Raw genomic sequence first — 20,271 nt, 5'->3', positions numbered from 1 at the left:
TGTTTACCTGCGTTGGTTGATTTTCGCTAAGAAGCGATCGAGATCTTTTTGACTCAAATTTGCTTTTGGGAAGTCAGAAGGCGTGTAGGTTCCTGCTTCGACAGACTGACAGTGGGCAGCAAGCGATCGCAAATTAGCCACAAAATCTTTAGCTAGTTTTTCGATGGTGGTTCGCCGGTAGGCTGCTTCGCTATACCTCCACTCTAGTTGCAGCCTATTTTCTCGCACGCCGGAGTCAATTTCGATCGGATAGCGCCGATTTCCTAGCAGGCTGCTGCTCGCGCTTTCAACTAGCTCAAACGCAAAAGATTCAGGGACAATTGGATCGAATTGCTCGCGGTAGTTAAATCTAACCTGCGATCGCTCCAAGGCTTGCAGGTGCGCCGCTACTTCTGCGCCATCGCCCAAATAGCGCAGTACCCCAAAGCCAGCACCTCGATTGGGTACGCCCCGCACCTGCTCTTTAATCGCCTTTAAAGCTTCCCCAGGCCCAGAGATTCCCTTGAGAATGAGCTGCACCGGAAAAATCGCCGCAAAGCAGCCGATCGTGCGCGACAAATCGATATCTTTGGCAAAAATTTCTCGCCCCGAAGCCTCCAAATCCACCAGCAAGGAATCCGCTTTCGTCCATTGATTAAAAGTTTGCACCAATGCAGTCAGCAATACTTCGCTCGTTTGGGTTCCATAAGCTGCTGGCACTTTTTGCAGTAAAGTGCGAGTTTCTTCAACATCGAGCAAAACTAATACAGCGTTTGCCCGATCGTTGCTTGGAGAATCAACAGGCAGTAGTTTTGAGACTTCTTGACGCGCAGCGAGCCAGTAATCTCGCTCTTGCTGAATTTGTGGCGATTTGGCGTACTCTTGCAGAAATTCTGACCACCGTTTAAAAGTTGCTGTTGTGGGCGGTAATTCTATGGATTGCCCCTGACTCAACTGCGCGATCGCCGAGAAAAGTTCCTCTAGCAAAATTTGCCAAGAAACGCTATCTGCCACCAGTTGATGAATCGTTAATAGCAGGCTGTTGGGGCGATCGTTTCCCTGGTTAAACAAAGCGACTCGCCAGAGAATTCCCTCGACTGGATTCAAACTTTCTTTGAGTTCGGCTGCTGTTCGTTCTAAAGTCATTTCTCGTTCGCTTACTGGCAACGCCGATAAATCGATGTATGAGAAAGGTTCTGTTTGAATTTCCTCTAAACTACCGTACATTTGCTGCCAGCCCGATTCTGTATGGAGAAATTGCAGGCGAAGAATGTCGTGGCGATCGAGCAATTTTTGCACTGCTTGCTGCCATAGTTCAGGAGCGATTGCCGAGTCTGTTTTAAATAAAAAGCTCTGGCATTTACCGGAAATTTTTTCTTCTAAAAATTCCTGCTGTATTGGGAGAATAGGCAGTAGTTTTTCTGCCGTCTCAATTGTGCCTGCAACGGCTGCAAGCTCCGCCACAGTGGGACACTCAAACAGTTGTTTGGGCGTCACGCGCAAGCCGGCTTGATTGATTTTGGCGACGATGCGAATACTGGATATCGAATCTCCGCCTAACTCGAAAAAGTTATCGTAAATTCCTACTTTTTCGACCTCTAGCAGTTGCCCCCAAATCTGGGCGATTGTTTCCTCGGCAGGCGTGCGAGGTGCTGCGAAAGTTCCTTCTAATTTCGCTCTGGCACTGTCGGGTTCTGGGAGCGATCGCCGGTCTACCTTTCCATTAGGAGTTAAAGGCAAACTTTTGAGGGTTACAAAAGCCCAAGGCACCATGTACTCAGGCAATTTTGTCGCTAAAAAACGGCGAATTTCGCTGCTGTTTGGTGCTTGTTTCTGATTAGAAACAAAATAAGCCACGAGGCGCTTTTCACCAGGCGCATCTTCCCGCGCCACCACTACAGCCTGCGCGATATCTGGATGCTGCCCTAACGCTGCCTCAATTTCTCCCAATTCAATGCGGAAGCCCCGGATTTTTACTTGGTGGTCAATTCGCCCGATGAATTCGATGTTTCCGTCTGGCAAATAACGAGCCAAATCACCCGTTTTATAAAGATGTGCTTCAGGCGCACCGAATGGGTTCGGAATAAATTTTTCTGCCGTCAATTCGGGGCGGTTGAGATAGCCCCGCGCCAGACTGCTGCCGCCGATGTGCAGTTCCCCGGGCACGCCTACTGGCACTGGCTGCAAATGGGAATCCAGTAGATAAATCTGGGTATTTGCTATTGGTCTGCCGAGTGGAACTGTCTCGGAAATTCCTTTCAATTCCTCGCCATACACTTGATAGGTTAGTACGCCCACCGTCGCTTCTGTTGGCCCGTAGTGATTGAAAATAATGCAATCTGGATTGATTTTACGAATTTCTTCAATCAATTCCCAGCTTGCAGCTTCACCGCCTAAAATTAGCCGTCTTCGTGGCAAAATAGACTCGGCTTGAGAAGAAGTTAAAAGAGCAGCAAGGTGCGAGGGAACAATCTTGAGGCAATCGATAGAATGGCGGCGGAAATATTCACCCAGCGCTTCTGGATCGGTGGCGCGTTCTTGGGATACTATATGGAGGCATCCACCCGAACAAAGTGCCGGGAAAATCGCTGTATTGCCCAAGTCTGCCGCGAAGGTAGAAACGGTGGCGAAACTAGCACCTGATGGCAGGTTTAACTTTTCCTGAATACTGTGTAGGTAATTGAGCAGTTGCCCGTGTTCGATCGCTACTCCCTTGGGCGTGCCAGTGGAACCGGAAGTATAGATGACGTAAGCTAAATTGTCAGAAGAAGCGCGAGGCGTGTAAGAGGCAGAAACAGCGGGAATGTCTGTATCGATGCAAACAATATTTACCTGAGTTTTCGGCAAGCTTTCAGCGAGTCGCTGTTGCGTTATCAGCACCTGAACTCGGGCATCTTCTAGCATGAGTGCCTTGCGATCTGCTGGGGTTGCCGGGTCTATGGGTAAATACGCGGCACCTGCTTTGAGAATGCCCAGCATTCCTACGATTGTTTCTAAGGAGCGATCGAGGCAAATGCCAACAACTACCTCTGGTTCAACTCCCAAGTTTTGCAGGTGATGGGCGAGTTGATTGGCGCGATCGTTGAGTTCTCGGTAGGTGATTTGTTCACTTTCAAACACGACGGCAATGCTGTCTGGGTTGCGTTCTGCTTGTTCTTCAAAAAGCTGATGAACGCATTTATTTTTCGGATGATCTTTTTGAGTTTGGTTAAAGTCAATGAGAAGTTGCAGCCGATCGCGATCGCTCAGTATGTCTACCAGACTGATAGCGACTTCTGGATTTTTGACTGTGCTTTCTAAGAGCGCCTGAAAGTGTTCTGACAAGCGCTTTATATCTGCCGCACCAAATAAAGCGGAATCGTAGTGAAATTCAGCGCTTAGGGAATTGCACAGGCGGAGGCAGGAGAGCTTGAGTTTGAATGGCTGTAGGCACGCATCTTGCCGAACAAGGGAAAATGAAACGTCTGAATTATCATAGTTCTTAGGCTCTTCTTGGAACTCAAAGCAGACTGGCCAAAAGCTGCTGCTTTTTTCATTTTCTAAGCTTTCTTCCCAGCTAAAATATTCTTGCCAGTTGTACATCTCGTTGAGATTAAGCTCAACTTGCTGCCTCACTTGTGAGAAAGTCAACTCGTCTTGCACTGGGCACTGTAGGGGTAAGTATTTGCACAGCAGCCCCAGAGAGTGTTCTAATTCTTCATATTTTCTGCCGTCAATCGCTACGCCGATTATCGGGTTTGGCTCTCTGGTAAGCCGCCAAATGAGAATTTGCCAGCAAGTCAGCAGGAAGGCAGAAATATCGCTTTTGTGCTTTGGGGCGATCGCTTCTAGGCTGTTCAACAAATCACCCCGAATTTCCACCCTTTCTACTAGCGGCTGAAATTCTGCTTTGGAATTCTTATTTTCCCAAGGAAGCGTTAATAAATCCCCAGATTCAATGTTCAGCTTTCGCCAGTATTCTTGGCCGATTGCCGTTTCTTCTGATTCGAGTAACTCATTTTGCCACTCAGCAATATCGGCATATTGCATTGGCTCATCGGCTTGTTCTTCACGGCACGCAAAGGCTGAGTAGGAAAGACTGAGTTCGCGGGTAAAATTTTTCAGGGTGACGCTATCTGCAATTAAGGCAGAGAAGTTCGCCAACAATAGGTGCTTGTTTTGCGCCAGAGTGACTAAAGAGATGTGCCAAAGTGGGCCGCGCTCAAAATCAAAAGGAAGCAGACTTAGTTGCTGAAAAAGCGCTGCGATTTTAGCTTCTTGTTCTTCAGGATACAAACCGCTTAGATTGTATTCCGAGATAGGAACTTCACCTGTGCTGGCGATCGCTTGCAGGGGTAGTGTCATCCCAGGCAAGCAGTGAAAGCTAGTACGCAGAATTTCGTGCCGATTCACGACATTTTGCAGCGCCTTTTTAAGAATCTCTCGATCGAGGTTTCCTGTAATTAAAATTTCACCTCGAACGCGATAGGTCTGTTGGCGCTTATTTTGCTGTAATTCCCACAGGTGCCGTTGCTGTGGAGAAAGTCTAAACCCTTCGATTGTTTCCTTTTGCATATCTACTGTTCCTTTCATGGGTCTAAATGTCTTGACAGCTAAACGGTTCTGCCATCCCGACAACAACTCGACGCGAACCAGAAAATGGGGTGCGTCCGTGCGCGGCTAGCATATTATCTAGCAGCAAGACATCTCCTTCTTCCCAAAGGAAAACAATTGTTTCTTGCTGATAGCAGCGACGAATTTCGTCTAATATAAAATCTTCAATGGGCGAGCCATCGCCGTAATAAGCATTGCGGGGTAAATCTTCCTGCTTAAAAGAAGTTAAAAGCTCTTTGCGAACGACGGGTTCGAGATTGGAAATGTGGAATAGGTGAGCTTGATTAAACCACACCATTTCGTGGGTTTTTGGGTGCTGAGCGACAGCTTGACATATTTGGCGAGTTCTCAAGCGATCGTCACTTTTCCATTCTAACTCAATTCCCGCTTTTTGGCAATACTCTTCTACCTCAATTTTGCTATCAGTATTGAAGACATTTTGCCAGGGTAAATCTACGCCACCGCCGTAATTTCGCACATACATAACCTTTTTTTGGGCAAACTTTTCTCTAATCTTTGAATCCAAGCTTTCAAACACTTTGCGGCTGTTAGCAATCGGGGTTTCTCCTCCCTGTTCAGCTTTCTTGACGCAGAAAAAAGCGATTTTCAGCGGCCAATTTCGAGAATAAGCCATTTCATTGTGCAGTGGGATGAATTGCTCGGCAGGATACTCGGTGGAAGTGTAGATATTTCCGCTCACTTGGCTACGGGGAGTTGAGCGAAAAGAATATTCCAACAAGTCGCCAGCAAGATTTTGAATAAACTGCTCGAAACCATTCACCCCGCCGACTTCAAAGCCTCGAAAAAGTATTCCTCCGTGCTTGCATAACTGCGTTTCAATTGATGAGCGATTGTTCGCAGCCCAACCCGCGAGATTTAATTTTTCTACTGTGGGCTGAACAACTAGAGGTAGAAAGTTTTCGGGCTGGAGGTAGGCGGTTTTGACTAATTCCTCTGAGGACAGGCTGACGGCTTTTCGCCTAACTGCTCCTAACTTTTGGGAATTGAGATTTTTTGTTTCTGTATTTGTCATGATTTTGGCAAATTGGGTGAAAATTTTATCCTTTTTTTTCAAGAAAACATGAAAGATAGATCCATCACTTCACACTTTTCATAACTTGGCGTTTAGCCCTTTTTAATTTTTGAAGTCCAGAAAGATTAATTTGTTTTTCCTGCTCGATTTTGTGCTGCCTTTCTGCTTCGGCAATAATTTCTGCCAAGTCGTCGATCCTGATATCTGGCTGGGCAACCACTTGGTTGAGAAGAGTTTCCCAACCTCTCACGATTCGGGCAATAGTCGCAGCCTCAAATAAGTCGGTTTTGTAATCAAATAAGCCTTGGATTCCTTCTGAAGCCTCCCAGAGAGTGAGGCTTAAGTCGTGTCTCGACATACCGACATCGAATTCCAGAATGCTCAAGGTCAAACCTGCTAACTCCAGGGGTGGCATGGGTGCATTCTGGAGTACAAACCACACTTGAAACAGCGGGTTATAGCTGAGATTTCGCTCTGTCTGCAATTCCACGACGAGCTTTTCAAAAGGGACATCGGGGTGAGCGTAAGCTGCTAACGCTACCTCGCGCGTTCGACCGAGTAGTTCGCGGAAAGTTGGATTACCTGCCGTGTCAATTCGCAGGACTAAAGTATTGACAAAAAATCCAATTATTTCCTCTAATTCGAGGAGGTTGCGGTTGGCAATAGGAGAGCCAATAGCAAGGTTATCCTGCTTTATTTGGCAGTATAGCAAGGATTGAAATGCTGCCAACAAGGTCATAAATAGGGTGACATCTTGTTGCTGAGCGAGCGTTTTCAGCCTTTCAGTTAAAGAAGCAGAAATAACAAAAGATTGCTGCGACCCTCGGAAAGTTTGCACGGGAGAGCGCTGCTTATCTGTTGACAGCACAGCTAAAGTGCCTCCCAATTGCTGTTTCCAATAAGCGAGCTGTTTTTCTAATTTCTCTCCCTGGAAATGCTGCCGCTGCCAACTGGCGAAGTCGGCATACTGTAAGGGAAGTTCAGGCAGCGGAGAGGGTTTGTCAGTGGAAAAAGCTTCATAAAGTGCGGCCACTTCTCGCACCAACACGCCCATAGACCAACCATCAGAAATAATGTGGTGTATCGTCAGAAGCAACACATATTCTGCCGAACCAAGTTGCAGCAAAGTGCCCCGCAGTAAGGGCGATCGCGTTAAGTCAAAGGGGCGTTGAGCTTCTTCAAGAGTACGCTGCTTTATTTCAGCTTGCTGCTCAGTTTCTGGTAAATGTCGCAAGTTTACCACCGACAAAGCGAAATCCAATGAAGGAGAAATCACTTGAACAGGTTGCCCGTCCACTTCTGCAATAGCAGTTCGTAAAACTTCGTGACGCCGGACAATTTCATTGAGTGTTTGCTGCAGTGCCGACAAATTCAATTGCCCTTGCAAACGCACAGCAGCAGGAAGGTTATAGGCAGGGTTTTCGGGAGACAATCGATCGAGAAACCACAGCCGTTGCTGGGCAAAAGAAAGGGGAGCAGGATTTTGCTGCGATCGCCTGGGAATACGCTTAGATTGCTCAGCCTGTACTGCCTCTTTGCCTAATGCTTTGAGGAGGAGCGCTCGCTTCTGGGGCGAGAGGTTTTTCAGTCGTTCTGAACGATTAGTAGACATCATGATTCACCTCCTCGCAGTGGTCGCTGTTTGTGATAGTTAAGGAAAGCTTTGCTGCTATGTTTAGCTGGTCGTTTAAAACAACGTTGATATCTGCTTCAGTGGTGAGGGGGTTGGCAAGGACGACTCGAAAAGCAACAATGGGAATGGTTTTGCCATAACAGGTGTTTTGCACGGTTGTTCGCGATACGAAGGTTTGACCGGCTCGCCGCTGGACTTCCTGAAGGTGCTCGTTAAATTGATTAATGAAGTGGTTGTCTGCTTCGGCTAGTTGTTTTTTGGCTGCTTGTTCCCTGAATGTTTCTGGAATGTAGCGGTATAAAAGAATATTAATTTCTGGTTCTAGCAGCAATTCAAATGCTGGATTTTCCAGAATTAAATTAGCCAAGTGCTGCGTTTTATGGATGCCTGAATCTATCAAAAACTCATAGCCTTGATGGCCGATGATATTCAACGCTGCTTGCAAGAACAAACTCGCACCTGGTCGAGAGCCTTCGAGAGAGCGCTTGCCTAGATCGATGGAATCTTTTCGCACCGTGTAGGGCGCGTGTTTTTCAATAACTTTGGCGCTTTGGGGATTGCGGAATAAAACCATACCGATTCCCATTGGCAAATACATTTGTTTGTGTCCATCTATGGTGACGGAATCTGCTAGTTCAATGCCTGCGAATTTGTGCCGGTGACGTTCGGAAAAAAGCACGGGGCCGCCCCAAGCGGCATCGACGTGAAAGTGAGCGTTTGCTTCTTGCGCGATCGCCGCTATTTCTGGAAGCGGATCGATACTTCCCGAATCGGTGCTGCCTGCAACACCGATAATTGCCAGAATGTGCAGATTGCGATCGCGGCATTCGGCTACAGTTTGGCGCAGCGCTGCCAAATCCATGCGGTGATTGGCATCGGTGGGGACTTTTAGGAGACTGCGATCGCCAATGCCTAATAAACCGGCAGCCTTTTCAAAAGAGTAGTGCATCAAACGAGAGCCGATAATAACAGCTCCCTTGTAGCCGTAAAACTCTAAAGCTGCGTGCAAACCTTCTTTTTCAATGCCACTAAAGTTATTTTTTGGCCCTAAAGAAGCGTTGCGAGCGCACCACAGGGCTGTGATATTAGCTAGGGTGCCGCCCGTTACCATGATACCGAGCGTGCTATCACTTTTTTGAATGTGCTGGTTATAAAAATCCTCAGAAAAATCGTAAATTAATCGGTGCATCATTGCCAAAGTCTGGCGCTCGCAGGGGCTTAAAACTTTGGCAGTTTCCATCTTGACTAAATTTTGATTCATCGCCGTTAAAAGCTTCCCAATCGGGCGCACAAAATAGGGAAGCGCGCTCGTCATGTGACCGATATATCGGGGGGAAGAGGTGTGAATGGAATGGGCAACGAGGGTTTGGGCTAAATCATCGATATAATTCCCCACATCTGTAGGAAGGGCGGGAATTTTGTTTTCCCTAAACTCCTGAATAATTAACTCTAAGTCAAAATCTGTACTAGCGGTTTTTGCGTACAAAAAGTCTTGCACAAGGGCAGAAATTCGCTCCTCCATTGCTTCCTCAGCCAAAAACGACTTTTCTGAGGCACTGAATAGCTCCATTAACTTTTCTTCAAGTGGGGTAACAGAGGCTTTTAAGGGCTGCATTACATCTTGAGAATCTTTGGCTTTTACTGTTAGTTTACTCATCCGAATCAATCCTGTTAAATGGGCGTTTTTTATCTCCTGTCCCCCAAGAAAGCCTTAAGGAGAAAAGGTCTTTTTGTGCTTTTTTACCAAGCCGATATTTACTCAGTCAGCATCACAGTTTGTGCTGACTCTCCATCACTCTTTTCTAAGAGATCGAGCAATTCATCTATCTGGTTAGCATCGGCGTTTGCCAAAATTTCTTCCTCAACCAGTTCAGCTAAATTCTGAATGGTGGGAGCGCCAAAAAAATCGCACAGCGCTAACTCTACCCCAAAGCACGATCTCACTCGCGATATTAACTGTGTTGCCATCAGAGAGTGACCGCCGAGGTCAAAAAAGTTTTGGTTAGTTCCTACTTTTTCTAGCCCTAAAAGAGCAGTCCAAATCTCAGCAATTGCTTCCTCTGTGGGCGTTTGTGGCTCATTGAAGACTGTTTCATCAGAAACGTAATCGCACTTTTGAGATAAGGCGAGGCGGTCAATTTTTCCGTTGGGGGTTAGTGGCAGCGCATCTAATAGCACAAAAGCTGAAGGCACCATGTAATCGGGCAGTTTGTGCTTCAAGAATGAACGCAGTTCGGAAATAACTTCTGGGTACTGATTTCTGAACCCTGGGTTAGGAACTAAGTAAGCGACTAGGCGCTGACTGCCCGGTGCATTTTCCTGAAGCAAAACAGCAGCAGTGGACACAGAAGAATGTTGAGAAAGTGCTGCCTCTATTTCTCCGAGTTCGATGCGGAAACCGCGAATTTTTACTTGGCAATCGCCACGGCCCAGAAATTCTATATTACCATCCGGCAGGTAACAACCGATATCGCCTGTTTTGAACAAAACTTTTTGATGAGAATTACCGAGAAAATCTAATTTTTCTTGCCCAAACGGGTTAGAAATGAATTTTTCGGAGGTTAAGTCGGGGCGGTTTAAGTAGCCCTGTGCCAATCCATCGCCGCCGACGTAAATCTCGCCGGGACTTCCGATCGGAACTGGTTGCAAATTGCGATCGAGCAGATAAATTTGCGTGTTGGCGATCGGGCGACCGATTGGCACTTTCTCGACACAGTGAGTTGCATCGTACCACGTCACGTCCGCAGCTACTTCAGAAGAGCCATAAAGATTGATTAATACCCGTTGGGGCATCTGCTCTCGAAATTGCTGGCAAAGTTCCATCGGCAGAGTTTCTCCGCTGCAAATCCAATACTTTAATTGAGGCAAACGGCTGTCTAAATCAGGGAAGGAATTTAAGAGAGCGCGCAACAAAGAAGGAACCAGCACCAGTCGGGTTACATTTTGCTTTGATAAGGTTTGAAGGAATTGGTTAATATCTTTGACGGATCGATCGGGAATAATCACTGTTGGCAACCCATGCAGCAAAGGACCAAAGATTTCCCAAACCGAATCGACAAAATTTAAGGACGTTTTTTGACAGCAAATATCTTCTTCGATAAAAGGGTAGGGGTTCCAAAAACAGCGATTGACTGTGCCTCGGTGGGTACCGAGTACGCCTTTGGGAGTGCCTGTCGAGCCGGAAGTGTAGAGGACGTAAGCGAGGCGATCGGCTTCCACTTTAACAGCAGGGTTGCGATCGCTCTGCCGAGAAATTTCCTGACATTCGGCGTCGATACAGACGACTTTAGCGCTGTGTTCGGGGAGGGTTTCTAGGAGGTTTTTTTGAGTCAAAAGCACCGGAACTTTTGCGTCGGCCAGCATGAAGGATCGGCGTTCTTGGGGATAAGCAGGATCGAGAGGAACGTAAGCGGCACCGACTTTTAAAATGCCCAAAATGGCCACCAGCATTTCCAGCGATCGCTCTAAGCAAATTCCCACCAAAACTTCGGGTTTTACGCCTAGAGATTGCAGGTAATGCGCGATTTGGTTGGCTTTGGCATTCAATTCGCGGTAAGTCAATTGTTCATTTTCGCAAATTGCAGCCACTGCATCTGGGGTTCGCTCTGTTTGCGCTGCAAATAATTCGTGAATTGAGGAATTTTTGGGGTAATCCGCTTGGGTGTCATTCCACTTTATCAACAACTGACGTTGCTCTCGCTCGGAAAGAAGCGAGCGCAACTCGTAACGCTCGGATGACTCGCGCGCGATCGCTTCTAGGGTTCGGGCGTAATAACCTCCCATTGCCTCAACCTGTTCGTCGCAAAACTCTGCACTGTCGTATTCCAGAGACAAATGTACTTTCGCGGACAAAGCATCTAGGCTGAATTCGACAAATAAAGGAAAATTCGTTTCTAGTAAAAACTTTCCCCCTAGAACTTCAAGATTTTCTAGGGTTTGCACGGCCTGATAAACGTGAATATTAACGTAGTTAAACGCTGTCTCGAACAACGGCTGACCGCCCAAATCTCTCTGTATTTCTGCCAGCGGATAACGCCGATAAGGCAGCAATTCTCGCTCCGCCTCAAAAACCTGCTGCACCAAATCTATCCAAGTACCGCCGGATAGTTGCAAGCGAAATGGTAGAGTATTCAGAAAAAGTCCGCAAATTCGCTCTCCATCTGTCTCTTCAGGGCGTCCGTTCGCCACGAAACCTGTCAGCACGTCTGACTGTCCGCATAGCAGGCTTAAAACGCGCAAATGAGCAGCTAACAAAACGCTTTTAAGAGGAACTCCGGCCCTATTGGCTAGCTGTTTGAGCCCTTCGGAAATTTCCGGCCCAATCGCCACATTGTGGGTGCAAATTTGCCGGATTCTCGCCTCGCGCGGGTTTTTTTGCCAGCGCGGCAGCACCGCGATCGTGCAGTCGCTTAACTTTTCCTTCCAAAAGCGCTGGTGTTCCTCAGATGCAACGCTCGATCGCTCCATCGCCACAAAATCCCGGAACGCGCTTTGAGGTAGCGGAGTGGCAGAACCGCCTGTTTTCCCCAGCAGTAAAAAATATTGCTGAAACAACTCTGTCAACACCAACCCCACACTCCATCCATCGAGAATCACGTGATGAAATGCAAAAGTTAGCTGAAAAGTCTTCTGAGTATAGCGGTGAATCTGGAACAGCATCAAAGGAGGAGTTTTCCAATCAAAATGCCGATTTCTTTCTCCTTCAAGCCAAGCATTTAAAGCCGCTTCTTGCTGGGAATTGGAGAGGTGGCGCAAATCTTCCACCTGCAAGGGAATTTCAACTTTTTGATGAACCAATTGCAGGGGTTCGCTGAAACCAGTTAACTGAAATGAAGTCCGCAGCACGGGGTGACGCTTTACCAAATACTCTATCGCTGCCTGCAAAACCTGAATTTCGAGAGGAGCTTTTAGGTGAAAGCTAAAGATATCGTGATAGATAGCGCTTTCCTGGCTGTACTCGCTGTGAAAAATCATGCCCATCTGAAGGGCAGTTAAGGGATAGGCATCCTCTACATTATCAGGTATTTGCTGTTTGTCTGCTGGTAAAATAAAACTGAAAGCTTGACTTTTTGAAGGTTCTAATTCTTTAAATTCTGTTGCTTCGATCTCCCGAACGATCGCCTCAATCGTTGGATGCTGGAACAGTTGTTGCAAGGAGAAGCCCAAGCCTTGTTTTTGAGCTAAAGACTGCACCTGAATGCTGCGGATAGAATCGCCTCCTAATGCAAAAAAATTGTCACGGATGCCGACTTTTTCCACGCCGAGAATTTTCTCCCAAATTTCTGCCAATGCTTTTTCTTCGGCAGTGCCGGGAGCGACAAAAGCTTCCGCTAAATCGGGTCTAGCTGTGTCGGGAGAAGGCAGCGATCGCCGATCTACCTTACCGTTAATGGTCAGGGGCAAAGCTTCCAAAAGCACGAAGGCCGCAGGCACCATATAGTCCGGCAAGTTTTCCTTCAAGAAAACGTGCAATTCTCCAGTGGTGAGCGTTGTTTCTGAGTTCGCCACTATATAGGCTATTAACCGCTTGTCTCCCGGCGCGTCTTCCCGCAGCAAAACTGCGCTTTCCCGCACGGCTGGATGCCGGTTTAGCTGCACTTCAATTTCTCCCAATTCGATGCGGAAGCCTCGCAGCTTGACCTGAGTATCTATTCGCCCCAGATATTCAATATCGCCATTGGGCAAGTAACGCGCTAAATCTCCGGTTTTATACAGTCGCGCTTCTTTCTTTTCGCTAAACGGATTAGAAATAAATCGTTCGGCTGTTAAGTCAGGGCGGTTGAGATATCCCCGCGCCACTCCCGCGCCAGAGACGTACATTTCCCCGGGAATCCCCACCGGAACTAACTGACGATTTTTATCTAAGATATAAATCTGTAAATCGGGAATGGCACACCCAATAACGCTACCAGATCCGTTTAAATCAGCTAAACTCAGCGGGCGATAAGTGACGTGAACGGTGGTTTCGGTGATGCCGTACATATTCACTAATTGCGGAGTCTGATCGCCGTGTCGCTCGAACCAGGGTTTTAAGCTTGGCAATTCTAAGGCTTCGCCGCCGAAAATGACCCAGCGCAGACTTAAATTGTTGCCAGTTTGTACCGACTCTTCGGCTTGCATAAGCTGGCGGAAAGCTGAGGGAGTTTGGTTGAGTACGGTGACTCGCTCTCGACAGAGTAATTCATAAAATGCCATCGGCGATCGCGCTACGAAATAAGGCACAATTACGAGGCGTCCGCCGTAAATTAAAGCGCCCCACAGTTCCCACACTGAGAAATCGAAAGCGTAGGAATGAAACAGAGTCCACACGTCACCTTCGCTAAAGTTGTACCAAGATTGGGTGGCCGCGAACAGGCGAACGACGTTGGCATGGGTTACTAAAACGCCTTTGGGTTGACCCGTTGAACCGGAGGTGTAAATAACGTAAGCGAGATTTTCAGCCGTAGCGTGGCTGTTAGGATTGTCAGTGGAATTTTGAGCGATCGCCTCCGAATCGGCCTCTAAACAGACAACTTGGCCGCTATATTCGGGGAGAGTTTCTAATAGTGTTTCTTGAGTCAATAGCACCGATACCGAGGCATCTTGAAGGATGAAAGCCGTGCGATCGATTGGATTTGCCGGATCGAGCGGCACATAAGCGCCCCCGGCTTTGAGAATGCCTAAAATTCCGACAATTGTTAACAACGAACGCTCCACGCAAATCCCCACTAGCACTTCGGGTTTGACGCCTAGTTGCTGTAAGTAATGCGCGAGTTGGTTCGCTCGTTCATTCAGCTCGCGGTAGGTGACTTTTTGGTCTTCAAATACTACGGCAACCGCATCGGGAGTTCGCTCTGCCTGCTGTTCAAATAATTGATGAATACAGCGATCTTGGGGATAGTCAGCTTTGGTGCCGTTCCACTCAACAAGAATTTGCTGCTTTTCGGCTGGCGTTAGCAGCGGTAAATTTTTTAAAGGCTGGTGAGGGTTTGCCGCCATCCCTTCTAGTAAGACCTGCAAGTGTCCCAGCATCCGCTCGATCGCGCTAGGTTCAAAGCGGCTGCGATCGTACATAATTTTGAGCGCTAACTCCGATTGCGCGATCGCCATCAATACGATGGGGTAATTCGTGCTGTCAACCGATCGCACGTCGCCAATCTCTAGGCCACTTTTTCCTCGCTGCAATGAAGGATCGATGGGGTAATTTTCAAATACGACGATACTTTCAAATAGTGGCGTATTGAGAGGAATTTCGCTCCACCGCTGCTGAATTTCTACCAGAGGCGAGTATTCGTACTGGCGCACTTCAATGCTGTGGTTTTGCAATTGCTGTAACCACGAAATAATTGAGTCTTCAGCGGACACTGATACTCTGACAGGCAGAGTATTAATCAGCATCCCAACCATCGATTCCGCCCCGATTAATTCAGGCGATCGCCCCGAAACCGTTACACCAAAAATTATGTCTCCTTCACCGCTATATCGGCTCAAAAGTAGCGCCCAAGATCCCTGTACGAGAGTATTTATAGTCAGCTTGTACTGTCGCACCAACCCTTGTAGAGGCGCTAGATCGGGAAGTTTGATTTCAGCTTCGCCCCGGTTCCCTTCACCGCTTTTGCAACTCAATTTTCCACCGACAACAAGCGACGTGGGTGTCGTAAATCCTTGGAGCGTTTGCCGCCAAAACGACTCCGCCTTAGCTAAATCTTGCTGCTGCAACCAGGCGATGTAATCTCGATAAGAGCGAGGGCGCTTGAGTTGCAATTCCTCGCCCTGGCATTCTGCTTCGTAAAAGGCAAAAACTTCCTTGAAGACGATCGCCTGTGACCACCCATCTAAAACTAAGTGGTGGTGGCTCAATATAAACTGAAAAGTATCTGTTTCTAACTGCGCCAGTGCAATGCGAATTAAGGGAGCTGAGGTCAAGTCAAAGCCCTGCTCTCCATCGGCTTTTAGGAAGGTTTCTAGCTGCTGTTGTTGTTCGGAGGTCGAGAGCGATCGCCAGTCCATTTGCTGCCAGGATAAGGGAGCCTGCTTGCGGACAACTTGCACGGGTTCTTTTACGTTCTCCCACAGGAAACAAGTCCGCAAAATGGGATGCCTGTCTACAACTTTTTGCCAACTATTTCTAAACGCAGAAACATTGAGATCGCCGCGCAAGACGCACAGCAGTTGCCCGAAATATACGCCCGATTCTGGCTGGTAAAGGGAATGAAAGAGAATGCCCTGCTGCGCTGGGGAGAGGGGATAAAAATCTTCGATATTGCCTTTGCTCATCTTACAGCTCTCCCAAAATTGCGGTAATGTTGTCTAAATCGTCCTGGCCCCACTGGCTCCACTTAAACTCTGCAAAGTCAGAAGGAGTGCAGCCGCCGGCGTCGGGGGACTGACAGTATTGAATTAGCGATCGCAGCGATTCTATAAAGCCCGTTGCCAAATTTTCAATGCTTTCTCGTCGGTGAATGTTTTCGCTGTACGTCCAATCTAATTGCAGCTTGTTGCTGGCAATAAATCCGTTAATTTCCAGCAGGTAACGCCGATTTCCGCGCGGGCTGCGAATGGGGCCACTAGGCTCGGAGGACAGCATCAATAAAGAAGATTTTGGCAGCACTTGGTCAAACTGTCCGAGATAGTTAAAGCTTACCTCAGCTTGCGGCAATTTGTGCAATTTTTTAGCAGTTTCTGGGTTTAAATATCCTAGAACACCGCACCCAATACCGCGATTTGGCACTGCGCGCAACTGCTCTTTCACTGATTTGATCGCATCCCCTAAATCGGAATGTTTTTCTGAATTTAACAGGACGGGGAAAACTGCGGTAAACCAGCCAATTGTGCGCGACAAATCTACTCCTTCAAATATATCTTCGCGCCCGTGACCTTCTAAGTCCAGTAAAAGTGAGTTATTGCCAGTCCAGCGTTCAAATGCTTGAGCTAAAGCAGTTAGCAATACATCATTAATTTGAGTGCGGTAAGCGGCAGGTACTTCTTGTAAGAGCAGTTTGGTTTCTTCAACACTCAAAGCAACGGATACTGTCTTTTCAGATGCAACTAAATTAGCTGTTGTGGGGAAATCCACCGGCAAGCGAGAAGTTGGTTGGTGAGAAAGGGCGAACCAGTAATCGAACTCTCCCTGCAATTCGGGCGATCGCGCCCACTCATGCAAGCGTTCTGCCCACTGCTTAAATGAGGTTGTTTTGGGCGGGAGCGCGACAGTTTCGTCGCGGCTAATTTGCTCATAAGCTGTCTGGAAATCCTCAATTAAAATTCGCCACGAAACCCCATCAACCGCTAAGTGATGAATAACCAATAACAAGCGATTTGGCTGATGTTTGCCCAAGTCAAATAGGGCAGCGCGAAGTAATGGCCCCTCTGACAAATTCAAACTGGCTTGCAACTGAGTGGCGGCGGTTTGGAAAGCCGCTTCTCGCTCCTCTGAAGGTAGCGACGACAAATCAATGTAGGTAAACGGAGCAACCTCGTCGGGATTGGCGAGCTCCTGCTGCCAGCCAGATTCTCCTCCTGCAAAACGCAGGCGCAGCGCGTCGTGGTGCTTCAGCAATTCTTGCAAAACTGACTCAATTAATGCAGGTTCGAGAGGTTGCCGCAACTCTAAAAGCACCGCCTGATTCCAGTGGTGCGGATCGGAGAGATTTTGTTCAAAAAACCAGTGCTGAATCGGTGTCAGAGGAACTTCGCCAATGATTAATCCCTGTTCCGATTGTTGGGTTCCAACTGTATCGATGACGGCTGCTAATTGTGCAATAGTTTGGTGTTGAAACAGTTGTTTTGGAGTGAGCCGCAACCCCGCTTGATTGGCTTTAGAAATGACTTGAATGCTGAGGATAGAATCGCCGCCCAATTCAAAGAAATTGTCGTCAATTCCCACTCGTTCTAACCCCAATACTTGCGCCCAAATTTCTGCCAGGATTTTCTCAATAGCCGTGCTTGGCGCGGCGAATGCCTCTTCGAGTTCTGGGCGATCGCGATCCGGTGCAGGTAGTGCCTTGCGGTCGAGTTTTCCGTTGGGAGTTAGAGGCAGCGATTCCAGCATCACGAAGGCAGCAGGCACCATGTATTCTGGCAGCTTTTCTTGCAGGTAGGCACGCAGGTTGCTGATGCTGGGAAATTTGTCTGGGTTAAGCACTACATAAGCGACTAAGCGCTTGTTACCGCAACCGTCATCGCGCGCGATCGCCGCCGCATCTTGCACAGCGGGGTGCTGTCTGAGAGTTTCGTCAATTTCTCCTAACTCAATTCGATAACCCCGTACTTTCACTTGATGGTCGCTGCGCCCCATAAATTCAATATTTCCGTCGGGGAGATAGCGAGCCAAGTCCCCAGTTTTATAGAGGCGTTCTGATTGAATGAAGGATAAAGGATGAAGGATGAATGAAGCATATATTCCACCCTCTGCAAAGGGGTTAGGAATAAACTTCTCTGCGGTCAGTTCCGGTCGGTTTAGGTAGCCTCTGGATAAGCCAGCCCCCCCGATATGCAGTTCGCCAAAAACGCCAACGGGAACCGGCATTAAATAGCGGTCTAAGATGTAAATTTGAGTGTTAGCAATAGGGCGACCGATGGAAACTGATTCATCTTTGCGGTCAACCTGATAGACAGTAGACCAGATGGTGGTTTCTGTCGGGCCGTATAAATTCCACACGAAAGCGCCCCGCAACCGCAACTGATTGGCGAGCTGTTGAGGTAAAGCTTCTCCCCCGCACAGTATTTTTAATCGCTCGCTTCTCTGCCATCCCGCTGCTAAAAGCATTTTCCAACGGGCTGGAGTAGCTTGCATAATGGTTGCCCCAGAATTATTTAAGGTTTCTAACAGTTTTTGTCCGTCAGATGCCACTTTTCGGCTGGCGACAACGACGCGAGAACCTGTTGTAATAGGCAGGAATAGCTCCAGCGCTGCAATGTCAAAAGATAAGGAGGTGACTGCCAGCCAAATATCTCGGTCTGCAATCGCCAGTTGCTGGCCCATAGAAATCAAAAAGTTGACGACAGCAGCGTGGGAAATTTGCACCCCTTTGGGTTTTCCTGTTGAGCCTGAAGTATAGATGATATAGGCTAAATTGGAAGAATTTTGTAAGCCAGCCGCTGGCTCGGTACTGCTCGATATGGCTTCCCAGTCGGCATCTAAGCAGGCGACGCGGGCGCTATTTTCCGGCAGGGTTTCTAACAGCCGTTTCTGAGTTAAGAGAATTGGAATTGCCGCATCTTTTAGCATGAAGGCGAGGCGCTCTGGCGGATATGCCGGGTCGAGGGGAACGTAAGCGCCACCAACTTTGAGGATGGCAAGAAGTCCGACCACCATTTCTAGGGAACGCTCGACATAAATTCCCACCAAAACTTCTGGCTTGACGCCGAGTTTTTGCAGGTAATGCGCGAGTTGGTTGGCTCGTTCATTCAGCTCGCGGTAGGTGAGTTTTTGGTCTTCAAATACGACTGCAATGGCATCGGGAGTTCGCTCTGCCTGCGCTTCAAATAATTGATGAATGCAGCGATCGCCCGGATAATCGGCGCGGGTGTCATTCCACTCTACTAATAACTGATGCCGCTCTTTTTCCCCCAGCAACGGTAGCTCTTCAATCCGCCGCTCTGGGTTGGCAGCTATGCCCTCCAGCAACGTGAGAAAATGCCCCGCCATCCGCCTAATAGTGACCGCATCAAATAAATCTGTGCTGTATTCAAACTGACCGCTAATTTCTTCCTGCTTTTCTTCTAAATACAGCGTTAAGTCAACTTTTGCTGTCTGATTCTCAACATCTAAAAGAGTGAGATTGAGTCCGGCTATTGATTCCGCAGCAACAGGTGGAGTTTGCAAAACAAAAGCAACTTGGAACAGTGGATTGTAGCTCAAATTTCGCTCGGGTTGCAACTCTTCAACCAGTTTCTCAAACGGCAAATCCTGGTGAGCGTAAGCTTCTAAACTCACCTCCCGAATGCGAGCGAGCAATAGCCGAAAAGTGGGAGTACCTGACAAATCAGTTCGCAATACCAAAGTATTGACAAAAAACCCGATTAGCCCTTGAATTTCCGCTCGGTTGCGGTTGGCGATGGGAGAGCCAACGGGGATATCTGCCTGTCCTGTATAGCGATAGAGCAGCGTTTTAAAGGCTGCTAGCAGTGTCATAAACAGGGTGGCATTTTCCTGGCGGCTGAGCTTTTTGAGGGTTTCTGTTAGGGTTTTGGGGATGAGGAATGATTCTTTCGCGCCCCGATAGGTTTGCACCGGGGGGCGGGGGCGATCGGCTGGCAATTCCAGCAAGGGGGGAGCGCCACTGAGCTGCTTTTTCCAGTAGTTAAGTTGAGTTTGCAAGCGATCGCCCGCCAGCCATTTCCGCTGCCAAATAGCAAAATCGGCGTACTGGATGGAAAGTTCGGGAAGTGGGGATGGTTTGGCCATCAAAAACGCTTCGTAAAGTGCTGCTAATTCTTGCAGGAAGACTCCGATTGACCAGCCATCAAAAATAATGTGGTGTAGCGTCAGCAGCAATACATATTCCTCAGCCTCTAACTGTAGCAAACTAGCTCGCAACAGCGGCCCTTTGGTTAGGTCAAAAGGTTTGCTAGCTTCTTCAGCAGCCAGTTGTTTTACTTTTTCTTCTCGCTCAGTTTCCGCCAATTGTTGCAGGTCTAAAACTTGCAGCCCGAAATTAAAATTCTCACCAACCACCTGCACGGGTTGACCGTCTACAGTGGCAAATGTCGTCCGCAAAGCTTCGTGACGGCGCACAATTTCCTTGAAACTTAGCTCTAGCACTACTACATTTAGCCTGCCTTTGAGTAACACAGCCGCCGGAAGGTTGTAAAAAGGGTTTCCCGGTTCAAATTGATCGATAAACCACAGTCTTTGCTGGGCAAAAGAGGTGGGAAATGCAAATACTTCTTCTTCGGAAGCATTCGCAGAGTCGCGAGTATCTGTTGGAGGTTTTTCGGAAAAATGCACCGTCATTGGATTAGTAACTGGTAATTGGTAATTGGGATTGCAGCCGATATTTGGGGAGTGGTTATGAGTTATTGGCTGCAATCCCATGACTCATCACTGATT

Annotated in this window: 6 protein-coding genes; all 6 read right to left on the bottom strand. The window is 47.9% G+C overall.

The annotated features are described in order from the left end of the window. Positions 1–3: 3 nt before the first annotated feature. The 6 genes from QUA13_RS09150 to QUA13_RS09125 all read right to left on the bottom strand — a co-directional run bounded on the left by QUA13_RS09150 (position 4) and on the right by QUA13_RS09125 (position 20,256). Positions 4–4,533, bottom strand: a complete 4,530-nt coding sequence (locus QUA13_RS09150) for an amino acid adenylation domain-containing protein (RefSeq protein WP_333198056.1) — start codon at positions 4,531–4,533, stop codon at positions 4–6. Positions 4,534–4,555: 22 nt separating this feature from the next. Then, positions 4,556–5,605 (bottom strand): TauD/TfdA family dioxygenase, encoded by a 1,050-nt coding sequence (locus QUA13_RS09145; protein WP_333198055.1) that lies wholly within the window; start codon positions 5,603–5,605, stop codon positions 4,556–4,558. Positions 5,606–5,669: 64 nt separating this feature from the next. Beyond that, complete coding sequence (locus QUA13_RS09140) at positions 5,670–7,220, bottom strand: condensation domain-containing protein (RefSeq protein WP_333198054.1); 1,551 nt, start codon at positions 7,218–7,220, stop codon at positions 5,670–5,672. After that, entirely contained in the window at positions 7,207–8,895 is a 1,689-nt protein-coding gene (gene panP, locus QUA13_RS09135; protein ID WP_333198053.1) for a pyridoxal-dependent aspartate 1-decarboxylase PanP, read from the bottom strand. Before panP ends, QUA13_RS09140 begins: the two co-directional genes overlap by 14 nt. Before the next feature lie 98 nt (positions 8,896–8,993). Beyond that, positions 8,994–15,494, bottom strand: coding sequence for an amino acid adenylation domain-containing protein (locus QUA13_RS09130; RefSeq protein WP_333198052.1), 6,501 nt, complete (start codon positions 15,492–15,494; stop codon positions 8,994–8,996). A gap of 1 nt (position 15,495) precedes the next feature. Beyond that, positions 15,496–20,256, bottom strand: a complete 4,761-nt coding sequence (locus QUA13_RS09125; RefSeq protein WP_333198051.1) for an amino acid adenylation domain-containing protein — start codon at positions 20,254–20,256, stop codon at positions 15,496–15,498. Positions 20,257–20,271 lie beyond the last annotated feature (15 nt).

The organism is Microcoleus sp. S28C3, from assembly GCF_036700785.1.
In the GTDB taxonomy this organism is placed as follows: Bacteria; Cyanobacteriota; Cyanobacteriia; order Cyanobacteriales; family Microcoleaceae; genus Microcoleus; species Microcoleus asticus.
This window is presented reverse-complemented; position numbering and strand designations above follow the sequence as displayed.

Bases quoted from the DNA above. Each gene is read 5' to 3' on its own strand.
- QUA13_RS09140 (WP_333198054.1), bottom strand. From the start codon at position 7,220: ATGATGTCTACTAATCGTTCAGAACGACTGAAAAACCTCTCGCCCCAG.
- QUA13_RS09130 (WP_333198052.1), bottom strand. From the start codon at position 15,494: ATGAGCAAAGGCAATATCGAAGATTTTTATCCCCTCTCCCCAGCGCAG.
- QUA13_RS09125 (WP_333198051.1), bottom strand. From the start codon at position 20,256: ATGGGATTGCAGCCAATAACTCATAACCACTCCCCAAATATCGGCTGC.
- QUA13_RS09145 (WP_333198055.1), bottom strand. From the start codon at position 5,605: ATGACAAATACAGAAACAAAAAATCTCAATTCCCAAAAGTTAGGAGCA.
- panP (WP_333198053.1), bottom strand. From the start codon at position 8,895: ATGAGTAAACTAACAGTAAAAGCCAAAGATTCTCAAGATGTAATGCAG.
- QUA13_RS09150 (WP_333198056.1), bottom strand. From the start codon at position 4,533: ATGCAAAAGGAAACAATCGAAGGGTTTAGACTTTCTCCACAGCAACGG.